General features: G+C 57.0%; 24 protein-coding genes. 18 read left to right on the forward strand and 6 right to left on the reverse strand.

Features of this window, described 5'->3' with window-relative positions; translation table 11 throughout:
- The first annotated feature begins 9 nt into the window (after positions 1-9).
- Positions 10-267 carry a 30S ribosomal protein S18 gene (gene rpsR, locus P0G09_RS11175; RefSeq protein ID WP_050762800.1) on the forward strand — a complete coding sequence of 86 codons (258 nt, stop codon included), beginning with the start codon at positions 10-12 and terminating at the stop codon, positions 265-267.
- 144 nt (positions 268-411) lie between these two features.
- Here rpsR and P0G09_RS11180 read toward each other — a convergent pair whose 3' ends face one another.
- A complete protein-coding gene (locus P0G09_RS11180) occupies positions 412-1,017 on the reverse strand; it encodes an AAA family ATPase (protein ID WP_275252675.1) in 606 nt (201 codons plus the stop codon).
- 331 nt (positions 1,018-1,348) lie between these two features.
- Here P0G09_RS11180 and P0G09_RS11185 point away from each other — a divergent pair, with 331 nt between their 5' ends.
- From P0G09_RS11185 to P0G09_RS11215, 7 genes are all read left to right on the forward strand, one after another.
- Positions 1,349-2,365, forward strand: coding sequence for a LacI family DNA-binding transcriptional regulator (locus P0G09_RS11185; protein WP_275252676.1), 1,017 nt, complete (start codon positions 1,349-1,351; stop codon positions 2,363-2,365).
- A 60-nt stretch (positions 2,366-2,425) separates the two neighbouring features.
- Positions 2,426-3,766 (forward strand): extracellular solute-binding protein, encoded by a 1,341-nt coding sequence (locus P0G09_RS11190; protein ID WP_275252677.1) that lies wholly within the window; start codon positions 2,426-2,428, stop codon positions 3,764-3,766.
- Positions 3,767-3,862: 96 nt separating this feature from the next.
- On the forward strand, positions 3,863-4,714 hold the full coding sequence (locus P0G09_RS11195) for a sugar ABC transporter permease (RefSeq protein WP_005933523.1): 852 nt from the start codon (positions 3,863-3,865) through the stop codon (positions 4,712-4,714).
- A complete protein-coding gene (locus P0G09_RS11200; protein ID WP_156072151.1) occupies positions 4,714-5,556 on the forward strand; it encodes a carbohydrate ABC transporter permease in 843 nt (280 codons plus the stop codon). Before P0G09_RS11195 ends, P0G09_RS11200 begins: the two co-directional genes overlap by 1 nt.
- Positions 5,557-5,569: 13 nt before the next feature.
- Positions 5,570-7,048, forward strand: a complete 1,479-nt coding sequence (gene malQ, locus P0G09_RS11205; protein ID WP_275252678.1) for a 4-alpha-glucanotransferase — start codon at positions 5,570-5,572, stop codon at positions 7,046-7,048.
- A gap of 319 nt (positions 7,049-7,367) precedes the next feature.
- Positions 7,368-7,814: a hypothetical protein gene (locus tag P0G09_RS11210; RefSeq protein WP_005933531.1), complete on the forward strand. Its 447-nt coding sequence runs from the start codon at positions 7,368-7,370 to the stop codon at positions 7,812-7,814.
- Positions 7,815-7,838: 24 nt separating this feature from the next.
- Positions 7,839-8,168 carry a hypothetical protein gene (locus tag P0G09_RS11215; protein ID WP_156064435.1) on the forward strand — a complete coding sequence of 110 codons (330 nt, stop codon included), beginning with the start codon at positions 7,839-7,841 and terminating at the stop codon, positions 8,166-8,168.
- Positions 8,169-8,255: 87 nt separating this feature from the next.
- Here P0G09_RS11215 and P0G09_RS11220 read toward each other — a convergent pair whose 3' ends face one another.
- On the reverse strand, positions 8,256-9,548 hold the full coding sequence (locus P0G09_RS11220; RefSeq protein WP_275252679.1) for a galactokinase family protein: 1,293 nt from the start codon (positions 9,546-9,548) through the stop codon (positions 8,256-8,258).
- A 224-nt stretch (positions 9,549-9,772) separates the two neighbouring features.
- On the opposite strand from P0G09_RS11220, the gene P0G09_RS11225 reads away from it, so the two are divergent.
- Entirely contained in the window at positions 9,773-10,636 is an 864-nt protein-coding gene (locus P0G09_RS11225) for an AraC family transcriptional regulator (RefSeq protein ID WP_275252680.1), read from the forward strand.
- 28 nt (positions 10,637-10,664) lie between these two features.
- Entirely contained in the window at positions 10,665-12,041 is a 1,377-nt protein-coding gene (gene rlmD / locus P0G09_RS11230; protein ID WP_275252681.1) for a 23S rRNA (uracil(1939)-C(5))-methyltransferase RlmD, read from the forward strand.
- Positions 12,042-12,209: 168 nt separating this feature from the next.
- On the opposite strand, the gene P0G09_RS11235 is transcribed toward rlmD, so the two are convergent.
- From P0G09_RS11235 to P0G09_RS11250, 4 genes are all read right to left on the reverse strand, one after another.
- The gene (locus P0G09_RS11235; RefSeq protein WP_275252682.1) at positions 12,210-12,761 is read right to left on the reverse strand and encodes a hypothetical protein; all 552 of its coding nucleotides are present in this window, start codon (positions 12,759-12,761) and stop codon (positions 12,210-12,212) included.
- Positions 12,762-12,774: 13 nt separating this feature from the next.
- Positions 12,775-14,280: a recombinase family protein gene (locus P0G09_RS11240; protein ID WP_275252683.1), complete on the reverse strand. Its 1,506-nt coding sequence runs from the start codon at positions 14,278-14,280 to the stop codon at positions 12,775-12,777.
- Between the two features lie 177 nt (positions 14,281-14,457).
- On the reverse strand, positions 14,458-14,880 hold the full coding sequence (locus P0G09_RS11245; RefSeq protein ID WP_275252684.1) for a DUF4236 domain-containing protein: 423 nt from the start codon (positions 14,878-14,880) through the stop codon (positions 14,458-14,460).
- A gap of 66 nt (positions 14,881-14,946) precedes the next feature.
- Positions 14,947-15,441 carry a helix-turn-helix transcriptional regulator gene (locus P0G09_RS11250; protein WP_275252685.1) on the reverse strand — a complete coding sequence of 165 codons (495 nt, stop codon included), beginning with the start codon at positions 15,439-15,441 and terminating at the stop codon, positions 14,947-14,949.
- Positions 15,442-15,608: 167 nt separating this feature from the next.
- On the opposite strand from P0G09_RS11250, the gene P0G09_RS11255 reads away from it, so the two are divergent.
- The 8 genes from P0G09_RS11255 to P0G09_RS11290 all read left to right on the forward strand — a co-directional run bounded on the left by P0G09_RS11255 (position 15,609) and on the right by P0G09_RS11290 (position 20,452).
- Entirely contained in the window at positions 15,609-15,770 is a 162-nt protein-coding gene (locus P0G09_RS11255; RefSeq protein WP_227618751.1) for a hypothetical protein, read from the forward strand.
- Positions 15,771-15,780: 10 nt separating this feature from the next.
- On the forward strand, positions 15,781-15,933 hold the full coding sequence (locus tag P0G09_RS11260; protein WP_275252687.1) for a hypothetical protein: 153 nt from the start codon (positions 15,781-15,783) through the stop codon (positions 15,931-15,933).
- A 70-nt stretch (positions 15,934-16,003) separates the two neighbouring features.
- Positions 16,004-16,213, forward strand: a complete 210-nt coding sequence (locus P0G09_RS11265) for a hypothetical protein (RefSeq protein WP_275252688.1) — start codon at positions 16,004-16,006, stop codon at positions 16,211-16,213.
- Between the two features lie 53 nt (positions 16,214-16,266).
- Positions 16,267-16,638, forward strand: a complete 372-nt coding sequence (locus tag P0G09_RS11270; RefSeq protein ID WP_005923823.1) for a hypothetical protein — start codon at positions 16,267-16,269, stop codon at positions 16,636-16,638.
- Between the two features lie 15 nt (positions 16,639-16,653).
- Positions 16,654-17,439, forward strand: a complete 786-nt coding sequence (locus P0G09_RS11275) for a hypothetical protein (protein WP_275252689.1) — start codon at positions 16,654-16,656, stop codon at positions 17,437-17,439.
- Between the two features lie 93 nt (positions 17,440-17,532).
- Positions 17,533-19,221, forward strand: a complete 1,689-nt coding sequence (locus P0G09_RS11280) for a DEAD/DEAH box helicase (protein WP_275252690.1) — start codon at positions 17,533-17,535, stop codon at positions 19,219-19,221.
- A 22-nt stretch (positions 19,222-19,243) separates the two neighbouring features.
- The gene (locus tag P0G09_RS11285; protein ID WP_227618757.1) at positions 19,244-19,657 is read left to right on the forward strand and encodes a hypothetical protein; all 414 of its coding nucleotides are present in this window, start codon (positions 19,244-19,246) and stop codon (positions 19,655-19,657) included.
- A gap of 15 nt (positions 19,658-19,672) precedes the next feature.
- Entirely contained in the window at positions 19,673-20,452 is a 780-nt protein-coding gene (locus P0G09_RS11290) for a hypothetical protein (RefSeq protein ID WP_275252691.1), read from the forward strand.
- Positions 20,453-20,521: the final 69 nt, after the last annotated feature.

A 20,521-nucleotide genomic window follows, 5' to 3' on the forward strand; every position in this document is an offset into this window, starting at 1 on the left:
TAATAAGCAATGGCTTTTGAAAGAACCGAAGGCTCTCGCCCCGCACGCCCCATGCGTCGCGGCCGCAAGAAGGTTTGCAGCTTCTGTGTCGATCGCATCGACACCATCGATTACAAGGACGTGCCCCGTCTGCGTAAGTACGTCTCTGAGCGTGCTAAGATCATTCCCCGCCGTGTGACCGGCACCTGCGCCTATCATCAGCGCGCACTGACCACCGCCATCAAGCGTGCTCGTCACGTTGCTCTGATGCCCTACGTCAGCGACTAATCAGAACTTTATCAACCCATTCAAAATAATCAGCAATCAGCAAAGCGCTTTCACCGATGACAAGGTGAAAGCGCTTTTTTGTTTGTATAAACTCCCCCAGTCACCTGCGGTGACAGCCCCCTCGGAGATGGGGCCTTTTTCCGCTCAGCGGTTCATCCCGATCCATTGTGTGCACCAACGGAGGACCGCCTCCCCTTCCTGCTCTGCCGTCAGGCCGTCGGTCTGTAAAAAGGTCGTGTCCTCCCGGTTCCGGAACCATTCCCGCTTCAGTGGCAGAAGCTGGTTCCGGTAATGTTCAAAGAATCCCCTTGTGCGCACGGTATCCCCCTCTTTGCGGGTCCGCAGCGTCTCGTCGGACGCATCCAAAAACAAAATGTGCTCCGGCATACACCCTTGGGCCGCCGCCAGTTCCGGTGCCAATGCCCGCCGGAGCTCCTCCACACCCCAATCCAATCCTTTGCTTTTGGGATAGTGGAGCGTATAGAACACGATCTCCTCTGCGCCGAAATCCATCACGGTGCAGGGGTATTTTTGTGCTTCCTGCCACCGGCACACCTCATTTTGCAGAAAGAGCCGCTGGATCTCCAGATAATCCGCATAGCAGTTTTTATCCAGCCCCCGGTGTTTCACTTCGGCGATGACCGCCGCGTTGTCCTCAAAGCAGACATGCAGCTGCGGGTCATGCGCTTGCAGATAGCGGGCCGCTGTGGTTTTCCCTACCGCCATGCAGCCCTGCAAGGATAAAATCATTGCTCTTCCCCTCCTTCGCTTTCCAGTATAGCACGAGAGGCCTTGGCACACAACACAGTTATCCGGGAATGTGCATCCAGCGGTCAAAAAGTTACAAACCGGTACGGTTTTTCCGGCATTTCCTGGACTGTTACCGGAAATTTCCGAAATCAACCGGCGTTTTGATGTGTTGGCAAATCAAACTGCACAACGTCAAACCGATTCTTTGTACACATTTCACGAAATCGCTCCAACATGATTGATTTTTTGAACAAAATGTGCCATACTATAGCCACTGGAAACGTTCCCGACACCGTTCCCGAAAATCCAACCGAAAGCGAGGGCACGCGATATGACGATCAAGGACATTGCCCGCATCAGCGGCTGTTCTGTCAGCACCATTTCGCGCGTCATCAATGATCGGCCGGATGTCCGGCCCGAGACCAAGGAGCATGTGCTCAAGGTTATGCGGGAGGCAGGCTTTACCCCCAACACCAACGCGCGGCAGCTGAAGATCCAGCAATCCCGTAGCCTGGTGTTCGTGGTCAAGGGGACCCGGAACATCTTCTTCTCCGACTTCCTCGTTCAGCTGCAGCGGGCCGCTACCCTGTATGGGTACAACGGCATCGTCTCCTACCTAGACGAGAACGCCAACGAGATCGATGCTGCCGAGAAGATCCTGCGGGAGATCAAGCCTAAGGGCATGATCTTTCTGGGCGGCAGTGTCACGAACTTCCAGAACGGCTTTGCAAACATCTCCGTTCCCTCCGTGCTGGCCACACTAGTCTCCAATGAATTGGACTTTCCCAACCTCTCGATGGTGGGTGTGGATGACCGGGCCGCAGCAAAAGCGGCAGTCTCCCATCTCATCGCACAGGGTCACCGCAAGATCGCGGTGCTGGGCGGCCCGGCCACCAGCTTTCCCAGCCGGATGCGTCGTCTGGGTGCGCAGGATGCCATGGAGGACGCAGGGCTTGTCCTTGACGATAAGCTCTATGGCCTGTCCAACTACGATTTCGAGTCCGCCTACCACGCCATGAACAGTCTGCTGGCCCGCCGGGCCGAGTTCACTGCCTTGTTTGCCATGAGCGATGTGATCGCCTTTGGTGCCATCCGGGCGCTGGTAAGTGCAGGTATGCGGGTGCCGGAGGATGTCTCAGTGATCGGTTTTGATGGCATCACGATGTCCCGCTACTGCGTGCCGGTGATGACCACCATCGTCCAGCCCAGTGAACAGATCGCACTGCAGAGCATCGAGCTGCTGGTGCGGCAGATCGAACACGGAGCCCCGGCCCAGACCGTCACGCTCCAGCCGGAATTGCAGCAGGGCGAAAGCGTTTGCCCCTGCCGCCGGAACTATTCAGTCTAACTTCCGTCCTCATGCTGTGGACGGTGGCAGATATTAACCAAAAGAAGAAGGAGTACTACTATGAAAAAGATGATCTCTCGTCGTAACTTTCTGAAGGTCGCAGGCGCTTCTACCGCTGCTCTGGGCCTGGCCGCCTGTGGTGGTTCGTCCAGCTCCACCGCTTCCTCCACTGCCAGCTCTGCTGCCGGTTCCGAGACCGCTGCAAAGGCTGACGGCAAGGTCTACTACCTGAACTTCAAGCCCGAGCAGGATCAGGCCTGGCAGGACCTGGCTGCTGAGTACACCAAGGAGACCGGCGTGCCTGTGACCGTTGTGACTGCTGCTTCCGGTCAGTACGAGACCACCCTGATGAGCGAGATGGAGAAGAGCGAGGCTCCTACCCTGTTCCAGGTCAACGGTCCTGTGGGTCTGGCCAACTGGAAGGATTACTGCTACGACCTGTCCGGCAGCAAGCTGTACGGCGAGCTGACCAGCGACTCCTTCGCCCTGAAGGACGGCGACGCTGTCACCAGCATTGCATACGTCATTGAGACCTACGGCATCATCTACAACAAGGAGCTGCTGACTGCCGCTGGCTACACCCAGGACGACATCAAGGGCTTTGACGATCTGAAGAAGGTCGCCGATGATATCCAGGCACGCAAGGCTGAGCTGGGCGTGGATGGCGCTTTCACCTCTGCCGGTATGGATGGTTCTTCTGACTGGCGCTTCAAGACCCATCTGGCAAACCTGCCCATCTACTACGAGTACAAGGCAGACGGCATCGGCTCCACCGACGCTATCAAGGGCACCTACCTCGACAACTACAAGCAGATCTGGGATCTGTACATCACCGATTCTACCTGCGACCCCACGCTGCTGGCTTCCAAGACCGGCAACGATGCCGTGGCAGAGTTTGTTGGTAAAAAGGCTGTCTTCTATCAGAACGGCACCTGGGCTTACAGCGATGTGAAGGATCTGGGCGACGACAACCTGGGTATGCTGCCCATCTACATCGGTGTTGACGGCGAAGAGAATCAGGGCCTGTGCACCGGTTCCGAGAACTTCTGGTGCGTGAACAACACCTCTTCTGACGAGGACATTCAGGCTACTCTGGACTTCCTGTACTGGTGTGTCACCTCCGAGACCGGCACCAGCGCAATGGCTGATGATATGGGCTTTGTCATCCCCTTCAAGGCTGCAAAGGATTCCACCAACCCCCTGATCGCCATTGCAAACGACTACGTTGCAGCTGGCAAGACCAGTGTTGACTGGTGCTTCTCCACCATGCCTTCCGAGGAGTGGAAGAACGGCGTTGGTTCCGCTCTGACCGCTTACGCAGCAGGCACCGGCGACTGGAACGGCGTTGTGACCGCTTTCGTCGATGGCTGGGCTAAGGAGTACAAGCTGGCAAACGGCTAAGCATTCTCGGTTTTCTCTTTCCCCTTTTATTTGTGTAAACCGTAATGGGAGGCGGGCGAGCTGTTCGCCCGCCTCCTTTTGTTTTGGAGGTATATCATGCAAAAGGCCATCAGCAAATATTGGCCGGTGTTCGTGCTTCCTACGCTGATCGCGTTCATCATCGGCTTTATCTGGCCCTTTATCTGGGGCATCTTCCTTTCCTTCCAGCGCTTCACCACCGTGAGCAAGACCACCTTTGTGGGCATCCAGAACTATATTTCCGTGTTCCAGGATTCCACGTTCCTGCATGCGTTCGGCTTTACGGCAGCGTTTACCGTGATCTCCACTGTGCTTATCAATGTCTGTGCCTTTGCCATTGCAATCGTGCTGACCCGCGGCATCAAGGGCACCAACATCTTCCGTACCGTCTACTTTATGCCCAACCTGATCGGCGGCATCCTGCTGGGCTACATCTGGCAGATCCTGCTCAACGGCGTGCTGGCAAACCTGCAAAAGCCCCTGCTGGCACTGGATGCCAAGGCCGGTTTCGTCGGTCTGGTCATTCTGATGTGCTGGCAGCAGATCGGCTACATGATGATCATCTACGTTGCCGGTCTGCAGAGCGTGCCCGGCGACCTGATCGAAGCAGCCAAGATCGACGGTGCCTCTGACCGCGAGATCCTGTTCAAGATCAAGCTGCCCATGGTCATGCCCAGCATCACCATCTGCACCTTCCTGACCCTGACCAACAGCTTTAAGCTGTTCGACCAGAACGTTGCTCTGACCGCAGGCGAACCTGCCAACGCCAGTGAAATGCTGGCCTTGAACATCTACAATACCTTCTATGGCCGCTCCGGTGCTCAGTGGAAGGGCATCGGCCAGGCAAAGGCTGTGGTATTCTTCCTGATCGTTGTGGTCATCTCTCTGGCGCAGCTCCACTTCACCCGTTCTAAGGAGGTCCAGCAGTAATGATTAAACAGAAAAAGTTGTGGGATAACATTCTCACCGTCATCATGGCCCTGCTTTGCCTGCTGTGGATCTACCCCATCGTCCTGATCCTGCTGAACAGCCTGAAAAAAGAGGGTACCTTTACCACCTCTACCGTGTTCCAGCTGCCCACCAGTGAGACCTTTGCTGGCCTTTCCAACTACGTCTACGGCGTGATCAAAATGGGCTTCCTTTCCAGTCTGGGCTACAGCCTCGTCATTACCGTTTCCAGTGTGGCCCTCATCCTGCTGTGCTGCTCCATGACAGGCTGGTACCTGACCCGGGTGAACAACAAGCTCAGCAAGTTTATGAACCTGCTCATCGTGTTCTCGATGGTCGTCCCCTTCCAGATGGTCATGTTCACTCTGTCCAAGACCGCAGATACCCTCAACCTGAACACTCCCTGGAACATCTGCATCATCTACCTGGGCTTTGGTGCCGGTCTGGCCGTGTTCATGTTCACCGGCTTTATGAAGAGCGTTCCCATGGAGATTGAGGAAGCGGCCATGATCGACGGCTGCAACCCCATCCAGATCTTCTTCAAGGTCGTGTTCCCCATCCTGAAGCCTACCATGATCTCCACCGCCATTCTGGAAACCATGTGGGTCTGGAACGACTACCTGCTGCCCACTCTGGTGCTGGATATCAAGAAGTACCGCACCATCCCCATGGCGATCCAGTACTTCCGCGGCGGTTATGGCCGCGTGGAACTGGCTCCCATGATGGCCTGCATCATCATTGCCATCATCCCCATCATCATCCTGTACATGACCTGCCAGAAATACATCATTGAGGGTGTTGTTGCAGGCGCTGTCAAGGGTTAAGGAGGAGTTCACCATGCGAGCATGCGGCATTCTGATGCCCGTTTTTAGTCTGCCGGGACCCTTTGGCATCGGCACGCTGGGGAAAGAAGCCTTTGCGTTCGTGGATTTTCTGGCCCGTGCAAAGCAGACCTATTGGCAGATCCTACCCATTGGCCCCACCGGCTACGGTGACAGCCCCTACCAGAGCTTTTCCGCCTTTGCCGGGAACCCCTACTTTATCGATTTCCGTGTCCTGCACGAGCAGGGCTATCTGACCGCTGATGAGATTCCCGCTGAGGTTCCGGTTGGCCCGGTGGATTATGGCGTGCTCTACCAGCAGCGCCCGGTGGTGCTGCAAAAAGCTGCTGACCGTCTGTTGGCTGCAGCCAGCGCAGAGTACAAAGACTTCTGCACGGCACAGAGCTTCTGGCTGGACGATTACGCCCTGTTCATGGCCATCAAGGCCGAACAGGGACAGGCAGGCCTGTGTGACTGGCCGGATGACCTGCGCACCCGCCAGCCCGCTGCCGTAGCCGCTGCCAGGGAGCGTCTGGCCGGGCAGGTGGATTATTTCAAGGCGGTGCAGTTCTTCTTCTACACCCAGTGGAACGCCCTGAAAGCCTCTGCCAACGGCAAGGGCATCCAACTGGTGGGCGATATTCCCATCTACGTTAGCCCGGATTCCAGCGATCTGTGGACGCGGCCGGAGCTTTTCCAGACCGACGGCCAGACCCACCTGACGCAGGTGGCAGGCTGCCCCCCGGATGCCTTTGCGGCAGACGGTCAGCTCTGGGGCAATCCGCTCTACGACTGGCCCCGCCACAAGGCCGAGGATTTCGCCTGGTGGAAGCGCCGGATGCAGCACGCTACTTCCATTTATGATGTCGTGCGCATCGACCACTTCCGTGGTTTTGAGAGCTACTACGCCATCCCTGCCGGAAACAAGACGGCGGCGGGTGGCCACTGGGAAAAGGGGCCGGATCGCGCCTTCATCAATGCCATCCACGAGACCCTGGGTCAGGGCGGCATCATTGCAGAGGATCTGGGATACCTGACCCCAGAGGTCAAGACTATGCTGGCTGCCAGCGGCTATCCGGGCATGAAGATCATGCAGTTTGCCTTTGACAGCCGGGAACCGGGCAACTATCTTCCCTACACCTACCCTCACAACAGCGTGGTCTACACCGGCACCCATGACAATGTGACCACCGAAGGCTGGCGGCAGTCTGCCAGCCCCGAGGATGTCCACTATGCCTGCCGTTACCTGCGCTGCCTGCCCGAGGATCTGACAGAGGCCATGATCTGCGCCTGCCTTGCCAGTGTTTCGGATATGGCCATCATCCCCATGGCCGACTGGCTGCATCTGGGCGCGGAGGCCCGCATCAACACTCCCAGCACCCAGGGAGCCAACTGGCAGTGGCGGCTGGATACCCCGCTTACCAGTCTGCTGGCCGAGCATATTGCCGATCTGACAGCACTGTATGATCGGATCCCGGCTGCGGCAGACCGCTAAAACGTTCCTTCTTCTTTTCTCCCCATACAAAGACGGCAGGCCCTGGCCCCCTCCTTTCCGGAGGAACTGGTGCCCGCCGTCTCTTTTTGCATTATTTTCAATTTTCACACAACATTTTTTCGCCGCATCCCGCACAGGACGTTCCACATATTTCCGCGCAGAACCGTTTCTTTTTTACAGAACGGCCACAGTATCTTCACAATTCTTTCGCATTTTGGGTTTCATCGCTCTCTTGTTGTTTTTGGGCAATTATGCTATAATCCAATTAGCTTCACGTCCGCCTTTGCGCGGATTTTACGAACGAAAGGAGTTTTCCACCATGGAATTTACCTATCAGAGCACGATGCAGCTGCCCGCATCCTATGCGGTTCTCTCCGAAGATGAAATGGTCTACACCGTTGGCGGCGCTTTTGAGCTGAATATCAACGCGCAGGATGTCCTGAATTTCACCGTCAATGTCGGTGTCAACCTGGTACGTATGCTGGGTCAGGCTGCCATCAGCAACACCATTGCCGGTATCATTGACATGCGGAACGATGGTCTGACCACGATGGGTGCCATTGAGCATTATTGGGGCCGCCAGACTCCCGTGGGCAAGACCATGACTGTGGTTGCTGCCGGTTTTGCAGGCGTTTATGTCTACTACTGGGCTAGGTCTGCCATTGAGAGCTTCCTGTCCATCTACAACGATATGCGGAATATCTACAACGAGAGCGAAGCCAAAAATCAGGCACAGGCCGCAGGTACAGCAGCTCTGGCCGCCTGAGTAAATCTTTGAAAGGAGCCTTTTATGGAAAACTTGCGTATGCCTGCATCTTATGCAACGCTTCCGGAAGAAGAGCTGCCGGAGATCTTTGGCGGCGGAGAACTGGGAGATGCATTGGACAGCTTTACTGATAACCTCCACCTGGACGATTTCTTCTTTCAGGGGGGGATCCTCTCCATTTCCATCTCGTTTGTGCCTCTGCTCCTGTTCAATGTTGTTGTTTCCGGCTACCGATTTGTAGAAAACATTTACAAGAACCTGTCCAACTGGTTCGGTTATCACGATGATACCTTCTCTGCCGTTTCTAATTTCACGGATGAAATACGCCAAAAACAGCAGCAGCGCGGTATCTGAGCCGTTTTTCCTGTAACATGAAAGAGCTTCACGATTCCGGCTTCTGCCGGAGTGTGAAGCTCTTTTTATTTGGCCGCTTCCAGATGTTCAAACGACCCGCAGGGCCCCCTGCTCCCGCAGACGGAGCAGATAGCAGCTGCCCGCACCGAACACCTTTTCTATCGCGTCGTGATACTTTGCCGTCAGCATACCGGGTACAAATGCCTGAATGGTCCCTGCAAAGCCGCCGCCCTGCATCCGCCAGGCTCCCCCCTGCCCCTCCAGCAGAGTCTGACTGAGGGCAAGCGCCACCGAGAGCCCCTGATGCCGTACGTCTGTGGAGCAGTAAACGTTCTGGCACAGGGCAAAAGAGGCATGTCCGCTTTCCAGAATCAGCTGCAGGAAGGCATTGAAATCCCCGCTGACCAGGGCATTCCGCTGGGCCAATGCGCGGGCATTCTCCTCAAAATAGTGGACCGCACGCAGAACAGCACGATCCCCGCAGGCCCTGCGCAGGCGCGGCAGAGCCGTCCAGAACTCCTGCTCCTTGACCTGTCCCAACACCTTACCGCCCAGACAGGCCGCCACCGATTCCATTTCATGCCGGATGGCCGCAAATTCACCGGTCAGCTCGCTGTGACTGCCCCGGGTATCGGTCACGCAAAGGGTCATGCCCACCGGGAGCAACCCTGCGGTGTGGATCTTTTCTATCCGGGGCTTCTTTGGGTCGGCAAAATCCGCAAAGATGACCCCGCCCACGGCACTGGTCAGCTGATCCAACAGGCCGCTTGGTTTTCCGAAATATGTATTTTCCGCATACTGGCAGATCTTTGCCAGCTCCGGCGCAGTCAGGCCACAGCCATATTCCCCGTTCAAGATGGCCGCCATTCCCATCTCGAAGGCCGCAGAGCTGGAAAGCCCGCTGCCCCGGAGCACGTCGCTGGCGGTATAGGCATCGAAGCCACCCACCGTCTTTCCCTGTGCCCGGAAACCTTCCGCAATGCCCCGGATCAGGCTGGCCGAATGGGTGCTCTCTCCCTGCTGAGGCTCGGCCTCGCTCAGATCAATGACATCCAGCTTGTTGAAGCCCCGGGATTTGACCCGGATAAAACCGTCGTCACTGGGGGATGCCACTGCAACCAGATCCAGCGTCACCGCTGCCGCAAGACCATACCCGTGCTGATGATCGGTGTGGTTGCCGCCCAGCTCCGCCCGGCCCGGAGCCGAGTAAACATGCGCCTGCCGCCCGGGGCCATAGTAAAGCTCAAACTGTTCCAGCGCGGCGGCATACCGCTGCCGCTGGCGGACCAGCACCGCCGGTTCTGTGCCATAGAGCGTGCAGAGCGCTTCGTCCCACTGCCCCGCAAGGATCTCCCGTCTGAGTTGTGCACTGGTCGCCATGGCCGTTCCTCCTCCACAAACGTTCTCCGCAAAGTCCGTGCATGAAGGGTCCATGCACTTGGGTTAGCCTTATTGTACTTCATTCCGCCCTCTTTTGCAATTTGAATCCGCAAAAAATCCAATTTCAGCGCGAAAACCAAAGTTTCGGATGTACTTTTGTTGAATTTGCAGATACAGTTATGATATACTGGGAACAAGAATGCGGTCAACTGGAGGAAACGATCATGGCAGATGTCTACAAGCAGTCCTTCAAGCAGAATTACACCAATAATATTGAATTATCCATCTTCAACTGTGGTCTGGAGCGCTGTGCCCCGGGCCAAACCTGGGGCCCCGGTATCCGGGATCACTACCTGATCCATCTGGTGGTCTCGGGCAAGGGCACCTTTGAAGTGGGCGGCAAGACCTTTGAGGTCGTGCCGGGGGATCTGTTCTTTGCCCGGCCCAGTCAGCTCATCCGCTACTCTGCCGATGAGCAGCAGCCCTGGGAGTACAGCTGGGTCGGCTTCAACGGTGCCTGCGCTCACAAACTGGCGGCACAGCTGCCCTTTACCGACACTGCTCCTGTGCACCACACGCAGGACCCGGAGGGAATGCGGGCAGCTCTGACCAACATCTATTCTTCCCGTGGGTTAGAGCCTCAGGATGAGGCTGCTATGGTGGGGTACCTCTACCTGTTCATCTCTGCCCTGATGAAGGAGACCAGCGAGACGCGCCCCCACAACGCTTCCTCCTCCAATCAATATGTGCTGAATGCCATCAAATACATCCAGTTCAACTATTCGCACGACATCTCCATCGACGATGTCGCTAAGAGCGTGGGCGTTTCCCGCAGTCATCTGTACCGGGTGTTTATGCTCAATGTGGGCAAGAGCCCCATCGATTATCTGACCGAATACCGCATCAACGAAGCCTGCAAGCTACTGAGGGCCGGCAACCTTTCCATTGCAGAGGTCGCCATCTCGGTGGGCTTCTTTGACCAGTTCTATTTTTCCCGGGTCTTCAAGCGGGCCAAGGGGACGCCGCCCAGCAAATACATTGCCGCCCAGAGCGAAAATGCAGATGCCCCCGCTTCGGAAGAAGCCTGACCCAATCCCATTCCAAAGGAGAATTTCCATGCCCTTACAAAAAAATCAGGTGCTGACCCTGACCATTGAGCGCCTGTCCAACGATGGCAGCGGCGTTGCTCACAGCCCGGACGGCGAGGCTGTGTTCATACCCGGCACCGCCCCCGGTGACGTTGCCGCCATCCGCATCGTCAAAGATTGCGGCCGCTACGCTTTCGGTATTCTGGATGCCATTCAGACTCCCTCGCCTGACCGTATCCCGGTAGATTGTGCAGTGGCCGGCCCCTGCGGTGGCTGCAGCCTGCGGCATCTGGATTATGCCGCTGAACTGCGCGCCAAGGGCGAAAGCGTTACCGATGCTTTCCGCCGCATTGGCGGGCTGGATGTACCCGTGCTGCCGCCCCTCCCCTCCCCCGAGATCGACCGCTACCGCAATAAGGTTCAATTCCCGGTGGGCTGTGATAAGAATGGCAAGCCCTGCATCGGTTTCTACGCCGGGCGCACCCACCGCATTGTACCCTGCCCCGACTGCAAGCTGCAGCCGGATGTGCTGAACGAGATCGGCAATACCCTCTGCGATTTCTTTGCCGCCCACAACATTCAGCCCTACGATGAGCAGACAGGCAAGGGGCTGGTGCGTCATGTGTTTCTGCGCCGGGGTGTCCACAGCGGCCAGATCATGGTCTGTCTGGTCTGCACCCGGGCAAAGCTGCCCCACGCAGAGGAGCTTTGCCGCGCACTGACTGCGCAGTTTTCCGATATCGCCACCATCCTGATCAATGTCAACGCCAGAAACACCAATGTGATTCTGGGCAGCGAGACCCACACCCTGTACGGCCCCGGGTTCATCGAGGACACCCTCTGCGGCGTTCCGGTGCAGCTGGGCCCCTTGTCGTTCTATCAGGTCAACACCCTGGCCGCTGAGCAGCTCTATGGCATTGCCGCAGAATATGCTCAGTTGACCCCGGATGACCTGCTGCTGGATCTCTACTGCGGCATGGGCACCATTGGCCTGTCCATGGCAGACCATTGCCGGGAGCTCATCGGCGTGGAGATCGTGCCTGAGGCCATCGAAAGCGCCAAGGCCAATGCTGCCCGCATGGGTGATGCCACAGCCGCAAAGAGCCGCTTCTTCTGCGCCGATGCTGGTAAGGCGGCCTCTCAGCTTGCCGCCGAGGGCCTGCACCCGGATGTTGTGATGCTCGACCCGCCCCGCAAAGGCTGTGACGAAGCAACTCTTTCCGCTGTCGTCACCATGTCCCCCCGCCGGGTGGTCTATGTCAGCTGCAACCCCTCCACCGCCGCCCGGGATGCCAAGTGGCTGGAAGAACATGGGTATCGGGCAGAAAAGGTGCAGCCGGTGGACCTTTTCCCGAGGACGAGGCATGTGGAGGTTTGCAGTAGTTATATCAGGGTAGACAAGTAACCCGCCCAAGCTCCCGACATAAACGCCGGGAACATCTCGCCGATTTTGTCGGCGTCAACAAAATCGCGTTACCCGCGCGTTTTGCAAAAAGTCAGCGAAAAGTGCGCGTAAATTCAGCGATTCCGCAATCTAAGCACAAAGGCCGCCCAGTACGGACGGCCTTTGTTTTTATGTTTTGTACGCTCCAATGCTTCTAAAGAAAGCTGATTCTTGGATATATTGCACATCCTCTGCGATTGAGCGCACAGATGAATTATCGGATTTAATCTCAAAGGAATTTAGAATAAACTGTTTCAAGGCGCACAAACTATAATCCCCAATCGACTTGCCAAAAAATGCGGTGAGAATATCAATAATGGTTTCCTCGTGCCGCGCAAAACTGCACGCGTAAACCTTATGCTCAGGAGCAAAATAAACCCAATATGTAAAGCGCGCTTTGTCATGGTTCGCTTTTATATCAAGGCAAGCCTCATCCGTTTTCAGAAAATGAACTGCCCGGTCTGTTATCAGATTCAGTTCGCTTTCCCCAACAACGCAGCCGTTCGGAAACAGGTCTTCCATGAACCGTTGAAAATGTTGATTTCCTGCATCCCCGTCAAACACATCATGCCAAGTAGAGCCGTAATCTTCCAGCAGCTTTTCTTTTCGCTCAAAAAGAATGGTACAGGCCAGCTTGACAAAGTTTGCAGGGGATTCAACCTTGAAATGTAGTTTTTCCATATATAACACCTGCTCATGTTTCCGGGGCGAAGCTCCAATGTATATCAATATTTTCCCCGTCCAGATCTATGCGGTGGATGAGGCTGTGGACAAGCTCCCGCCTTTCGTCCAGAGTGCCATTGTCCAGAACGTCCTCTGCCCCTACCAGGGCATCCCGGGCAGCATCCAGGCGCTTGGCGGGCGGTTCCTCTACGGCCTCCGCCAGGGCAGCTTCCACGCCGTCAATTTCCGCCTGGAGCTTTGCCACACGGTCTCCGACCATAGAGGCAGGCAGCGAGCCGCCCATCTGGTACAAGTCCAAAACACGCCCCATCTGCGCCCGCAGGTCGTCCAGGTGCTGTTGCAGCGCAGCCCGGCGCTGGGCTACATCTTCGTCCTGCTGCGGCCCGGACACCGCCAGCTCAAGCGCCGCCGGGTCAAACGCAAGCTTCCGAATCTCGCCCTCTATAACAGCGTCCAGCTTCGCCACCGCCCAACGGTCATTCCGGCAGTTTGGGTCGCGGATCATGTGCTTTGCGGATTTTGCCCTGGAGTAACAAACGTAGTATGGCCAGTAGCGCTTATTCTCGCCCCTGCCCGAGTAATTGCCGCTGGCAAAGTACCGGGCGCCGCAGCGGGCGCACCAAATAATGCCGCCCAGCAGGTGGGTGGATTTGAACGGAGAATCCCGCTCCATGCCATCCGAGCTGGTACGCTTCCAGCTTGAGGTGGCAAGCCGGGCAGCAGCGGCGTCAAAGGTTTCCTGCGAGATCAGCGGCTCATGCTGGCCGTCGTATACCTTTTTTGCCCAGTTTATCTTCCCGGTGTACAGCGGGTTTTTGAGGACGTCCCTCACCGTAGTATCAGAACCCCAGTCGCCATCCTTCGTGGTGTAGCGTGCAGCCATATATTTACGGATGCGGTTCACCGGCCAGCCTTGGAGGTATAGAGAGAACACCTCCCGCACCTGCATTGCTTCATACTCATTCACGACAAGCCCAGCGCCGCCCTCGGCAATGGTTTTATAGTCGTAGCCGATGGGAGCAAAGCCGCCGCCGTGGAAGAGGCCGGCCTTTGCCCTACCGACACGGCCAACCGCCATGCGTTCCCGGATCTGTTCACGTTCCAGTTGGGCGAACACAGACAGGATGCCAATCATTGCCCGGCCAAAGGCCGTGGAAGTATCAAAGTTCTCGTTCATAGAAACAAAGGCGCAGCCGTTCTTCAGGAACACGTCCTCGATCAGATACAGTGTATCCTTTTGGGAACGGGAAAGCCTGTCCAGCTTCCAGACCAAAACAGCATCGCACTTTTTCGCCTGCACAAGGGAGATCAGCTGCTGCATACCAGGGCGCTCAAGTTTTGCCCCCGAGAAGCCCGGATCGGTGATGACCTGGGCGACCACCCAGTCCTTCGCCATACAGTACGCCTTTAGACGATCCTGCTGCTCGCTGACAGAATAGCCTTTTTCGGCCTGCTCTCTCGTGCTGACGCGGACATAGCACACCACCCGCAGGCGGGCGGAATCCATATCACGCATTAAAAATCACCCCTTTTCAAATTCAGGGCGACGTGCTACAATAAAGGCAGTCGGTTCCATGCCAACTGCCCGTGCTTTGTGGCGCAGTCCCTGTTCCAGCAGGAAGCAGCCGCCTCACCCTTTTATATTTTGTAGCACTGGCCCCAGCGCTGACCCTTTCCAGAGGGTCGGCGCTTTTTATTTAGCTTCAGAACATTCACGCTTTGCTGCCCAGCGGGCAGCAATTTTTCTTTTTGCGCTCTTGATAAACAGCACGGCAGAAATAGCAGCTCCGATGCAGATAAAGATGAATACTGGATAGACAACGGAAATCAACAGCATTAAAATGCTCAAAACAGGAAGAATCCCTCCCATAAAGACGTCAAACCAAAGACCGTCCCCGCTGGGCTGCGCCTCCACATCGTCAAGACCGCCAGATTTCCCGCTCTCGGACACATAGCTGATACCAGTACCAGGAACCGAGAGGGTCGTCCGGGTTTTTCCGTTTGCCATTTTGCCAACACGAACGCCCTTCACTCCAACGCTGGTTGATACGCCCGACTTGCTGAACGTCACCCGGGCGGGGCCAGCCTTAAAAGATTTTCTTGCACGAACGCCCACAATAAAGCCTCCTTTCTGTTTACCACCAAAGACCACGCCCCGGTTGGGGTGTGGTCTTTTTTCATTTTACCCGGTGTCTTCGTGCATACTCATAGCTTCGGCATCTGGGGTGCCGGATGCAGTACCAAAGTTCTTTTCGTAGGCGGCCTCGGCAGCCGCTACCCCTGAACCAGGCGGAGAGATCTCTGCGCTTCCGGATTGCGCAGAGGAACCAACGATTTTTTGCATCACATCCCAGAACGCCTGGCGCTGGGCTTTGGACAGCTTGCAGTAATTTTCTACCATGTCCCGCTCCAACGGCGTCAGATCGTACTGCGCGGCCAGGGCGTCCACAGCGCCGGAACTTTCCGGCAGAAACATCTCCCCGGTGCCATTCAGCAGCCATTCACGGCTGACGTTGAACTCCTTGCAGATCAGAATCGCGTTTGATTCCGTCAAGCGGCTTTTCCCGCTTTCAAGGTACGACATAGCGGAGATTTTAATTCCAATTCTAGAACCAAATTCCTGCTGGCTTAGCCCCAGCGCCTGGCGCACGGCCTTTACACGTTCATTTTCGGTCATTCAAATCACCTCCTTTCTTGTGGTTCCTATATTACCACAAAATTTCGACAATTCAAGTCTAAAAGCGATTTTTCTGCTTGACTTTTTTCGATAATCGAAGTATTATACTTGCGTAACCGAAGCTTGAAGCTTCGGTTATAGAAACCACACGGAGGTGAACCAGCAACATGAAGAACAACACCGCAGAGAAGAACAACGCCCCCAGCGCCGCCGAGATCGCGGCAGTGGTTGCAGCCTTCAAGAGCGCAACCCGGGAAGAGCAGCTGGTCTTGAACGGCGTGATGCTGGGCATGGCTACCCAGCGCAGCATCACCGAGCGGGCAGGGTGAGGTGACCCACATGAAGATCACGAACCACTTCCCAGACGGCACCACCCGCAGCACAACTGCGGGCATCCGGGTGCCGTACACTGCAAACACCGCCCCGGCCTACCAAACTCTGGCAGCTGTGAGCGAGAAACCCCGGACACGGGAAACGCCCGAAAAGAGGTGATTTTTCCACACTTTCCCCCAGGCTTTCAACACTGCTGATACAAGAAACTAAACAGGAGGCAACGAAGGAAATGGAAAGACTTTTGATGAAGTTCGGCTGCACCGCAGGCCAGGCCGCAGCTCGCGCCCCGCTTTATACCGGGGTGCTGGTCTACGAAGCCCTGGTGCTTGCAGCTTGGATTTTCCTGGCTCTCGACCAGGCCGGGCGACTTGACCGCCTGGGCTACAACCTCGGCCTGGCTCTTCGCCGCCTGCTGGACTACACCCACGAAAGAAGGTGAGGCCGCAGCCCCTGCCCGAACATCCACCCACAAAGCCAAAGGAGGCACACGACATGGAACAGACCAAAGCAAGCAGCCTGATTGACATGGCCAACGGCGCCATCAAGGAGCGCCTGGACTACGAGATGGGCCGCGTGATTCAGAACATCAGCGACCCGAATACCAAGGCCACCGCCAAGCGCACCATCACGGTCAAGATCACTTTGGAGCCGGACGAGGAACGCCAGCACGTTGAGGTGAGCGCCACCGCTTCCAGCACCCTGGCAGCCCTGCACCCGGTCAAGACCGCCCTTGCGGTCGGCCAGGAGGGCGGCCACACCGTAGCTGTGGAGCTTACCCCGCAGATTCCCGGCCAGTTCGACACCTACGGTGGCGAGGCCCCGGAGCGCAAGGTTCTCAAGTTTGCCGACATTCACACTGCATAAAGAAAGGAACACAAGATGGAGATCAAGAACAGCTTCCTCGCGGACGCAATCAACACCCTCGCCGAGCTGGGCAAGAAGGCCGCAGAGCCGGAAAAGGTAGACATCAACGGACGCAGATTCATGGTGACCGGCGGCAGTTGCACCGAGATTGAGCCGCTCGAGCTTCCCAAGCCTGAGAAGGTCAATACCCGCAGCTTGAACGCCCTGGTGGTACTTATCAAGAGCGAGGTGGACAGCCAGACCGAGAATCCGCCGCTCTACGTTTCCTGCAATACCTACGGCGGCGTGGAGGTTTTTACCACGCCGAACCCCGAGGACGACCTGCACCGCTGGCAGCCCTACCACGCAACAGCCAGCGACCTCCCGCCGCTGGTGGAGGATGTGCGCTGGAGCTTCGACGAAGCGATGATCAAGCTCCGCTCCATGTTCCAGCGGGCGCCCGAGGGCGAGAAAAACGACGTGGATTATATCCTCGACCTGCTTTCCCACATGAGCTTTGACCAGAGCGTCAAAAGCGACGACAACGGCATCACGCAGACGGTGCAGGTGCGCAAGGGTGTCAGCTTTGTAGAGAACAAGGCAGTCCGCCCCATCGTAACCCTGGCGCCTTACCGTACCTTCCAGGAAGTAGAGCAGCCCGAAAGCGAGTTTGTGTTCCGGGTCTACGATGACCGCAGCATCAGCCTGACCGCAGCAGACGGCGGGATGTGGAAGATGGCCGCCCGGAGCATCGTCAAGGACTACCTGGAGGACGCCCTGCAGGATGAAATCGCAGCAGGCAAGGTCAAGGTGACCCTGTAAAGCCCCCTTTTGGAAGCCGCCGCCTGTGGAGTAGCGCAGGCGGCGGAGGGTGGGAACGAGGGACAACACCACAGAAAGGGGACGCATACAGAAATGAAAATAGCCCTGCAGCACGGCCAGATCATACTGGCCGAGATAGAGCCGCTGCGGTACGACCAACTCAAGCGCATGGGGATTTTCCGCTGGAACAAGACCACGCGCACCATGACCGGCCCGGTCAGCCTGGACGCCCTCAACGCCTTACATAACCGCTTCACCCTTCCAGATTTTGTGGAGGCAGAGCGGGAACGTCTGGCAGAGGTCGCCCGCCAGGTAGAACAGCAACGTGATGCCACAGAGCCGAAACCGCTTGCAGAGTACCCGGTCAGAGCGCGGATGTTCCAGCACCAAATCCGAGGTGCCAACATGGCGCTGCTGCAACTCACCTCGGGAAGCAAGGAACAGCACAAAGGGTTTGGGTTTCTCTTTGAGATGGGCTGCGGCAAAACCCTGACGGCCATTGCCACGATGGGCGCCTTGTACCAGCAGCACCGCATAGAGCGGGTGCTGGTAGTTGCTCCGACCAGCGTGTGCAGCGTCTGGCCCCACGACCTGCAGCAGTTCGCCGCTTTCCCCTACCACTGCGAAACCCTGCTCGGGGAAAAGAAAAAGCGCCTGGAAGGTCTGGACGCCTTGGAGGTCTGGCCTTTTGCCTCGCTCAAGATCGCGGTCATCAACTACGAAAGCACCCACCGGGACAGAATCTTTGACGCCCTGGCGGAGTACGACGCCGACCTGATAGTCTGCGACGAAAGCCAGCGCATCAAGAACCACAGCGCCGCCCAGAGCAAAGCCCTGCACAAGCTCGGCGACAAGGCCCGCTATAAACTGGCCTTGAGCGGAACCCCGGTGCAAAACAACGCCGTGGACTTGTACAGCCAGTACCGCTTTTTAGACCCGGCGGTCTTCGGCTCGAACTTCTTCGCCTTCCGAAACCGCTACTGCGTAATGGGCGGCTACGGACAGCATCAGATCATAGGCTACAAGCACATGGAGCAGCTCATACAGAAAGAACACTCCATAGCCTACCGCGTAACCAAAGCCGAATGCCTCGACCTTCCGCCGCAGACCTTCGAGAACCGATATGTGAAGTTCAGCCCGGCGGAGCGCAAGCTCTACGACCAACTCCGAAAGTCCAGCTTCGCGGAGCTTGCAGGCGGCGACAGCATAACCGCAACCACGGTGCTGACCAAAATGCTCCGCTTGATGCAGCTCACCGGCGGCTTCACACAGACCGACGACGGCACCCGCCCGCAGCAGATCGGCACGGCCAAACTGGACGCCTTGGAGGACATTCTGGACGACTACGTCCAGGAGGCCGGGCAGAAGCTGGTGGTTTTTGCCCGGTTCCGCCCCGAGATTGCAGCCATTGAGAACCTGCTCCGAAAGAAGGGCATCAAGTACGGCTCGATCTACGGCGACGTTCCGCAGGCAGAACGGGGCGGCATAGTGGACGACTTCCAGCAAAACCCGGAAACCAAGGTCTTTGTGGCGCAGATTCAGACAGCCGGCCTCGGCATAACGCTTCACGCTGCCAGCGCCGCAGTTTTTTACAGCATGGATTACAACTATGCGAACTACGCGCAGGCTTTGGCGCGGATTCACCGCATCGGGCAAAGCAACCCGGTGACCTACATTCACCTCCTGGTGGAGGACAGCATCGACGACAAGGTGCTTGCAGCCCTTGAGAAAAAAGAGGACATCGCCAAAACCATAGTGGACAGCTGGCGAACCTACTTCTAACCGAAAGAGAGGAAGAATAACAATGACGATTCCCGAACAGGTGGACGCATACCGCGCCCTGCTGGATGAAAAAGACCGCCTGGCAGAGGAAACCAAGGCCAACAACCGGGCCATCGAGGCCGCCCGGGACGCCCTCGCAACGGCCATGATCGAGGACGAAACCCCGCAGATCACCCGGAACGGCTACTCCTACACCCTGACGCCTAAGACCAAATACAGCAAGGCAGCAGGTAAGGACGCCGAACTGATGGACGCCCTCCGCTCCAACGGCCTGGGCGACCTGATCAAAGAAACGGTCAACGCACAGAGCCTGCAGGGTGCCATGAGCAACCTGGCAGAGGAAAACGATGACGAGCTTCCCGAGGAATTCGAGGGCCTTGTGAACGTGTACAGCTTCAACGACATCACCCGGCGCAAGAGCAGCCGGAAACAGTAAGGGAGGATAAACACCATGGCAAACGAAACCGCTTTGACCGCGGTTCAGAGCTTCGCTCTGGCACCCATCAGCAGCGAGGTCACCGACCTCATCAAGGAAGAACTGGACGGCCTCGGCCAGATTCCCTTTGACACCGTAAAGATTCCTGCCGGTGGCAGTGTGACCTTTGAGCTTTCCGGCGACGACCCGGACAACCCCGAAGTGGTGCAGACCCTGACCGGCGTGATCGTACACCACCACGCTGTCAACAGCTACTGGCCCGGCGAATTCGACGGCAGCAACAACGTGCCGGACTGCAGCAGCGCGGACGGCAAGCAGGGCCTGGACATTAAGACCGGCGAAGTCCGGGACTGCGCCACCTGCCCCTTTAACCAGTTCGGCAGCAGCAGCAAGGGCAACGGCAAGGCTTGCAAGAACGGTCACCGCATTTACCTCCTGCGCAGCGGCGAGATGCTGCCCATTCTGATTTCCCTGCCCCCTACGAGCCTGCGGGCCTTTAAGGACTACGTTGCAAAACGCCTGGTGGTAAAGGGCAAGCGCAGCAGCAGCGTACTCACCTCCATCAAGCTCAAGAAGGAAAAGAGTGCGGACGGCATTGCATACAGCAGCTGCGTGTTCACCAAGGCAGGCGACCTGACCCCGGCGCAGATCGAACAGGTAAAGCCCACGGTGGCCTGGATCAAGAGCGTGGCCTCCACGGTACCTGTGGTGGCGGAGGCAGAACAGCCCACCGCCGCACAGACCGACGCTGACGGCTTCGCCCCGGTGAGCGACAAGAACGATGTACCGTTCTAACTTCACGGCCTCCGGCTGACCCAGTGCGGGCTGCAGGGTAACAGCCTTGCAGCCCGCAACTTTTTTCGA

Source organism: Faecalibacterium sp. DFI.5.82 (assembly GCF_029076575.1).
Taxonomy (GTDB): Bacteria; Bacillota; Clostridia; order Oscillospirales; family Ruminococcaceae; genus Faecalibacterium; species Faecalibacterium duncaniae.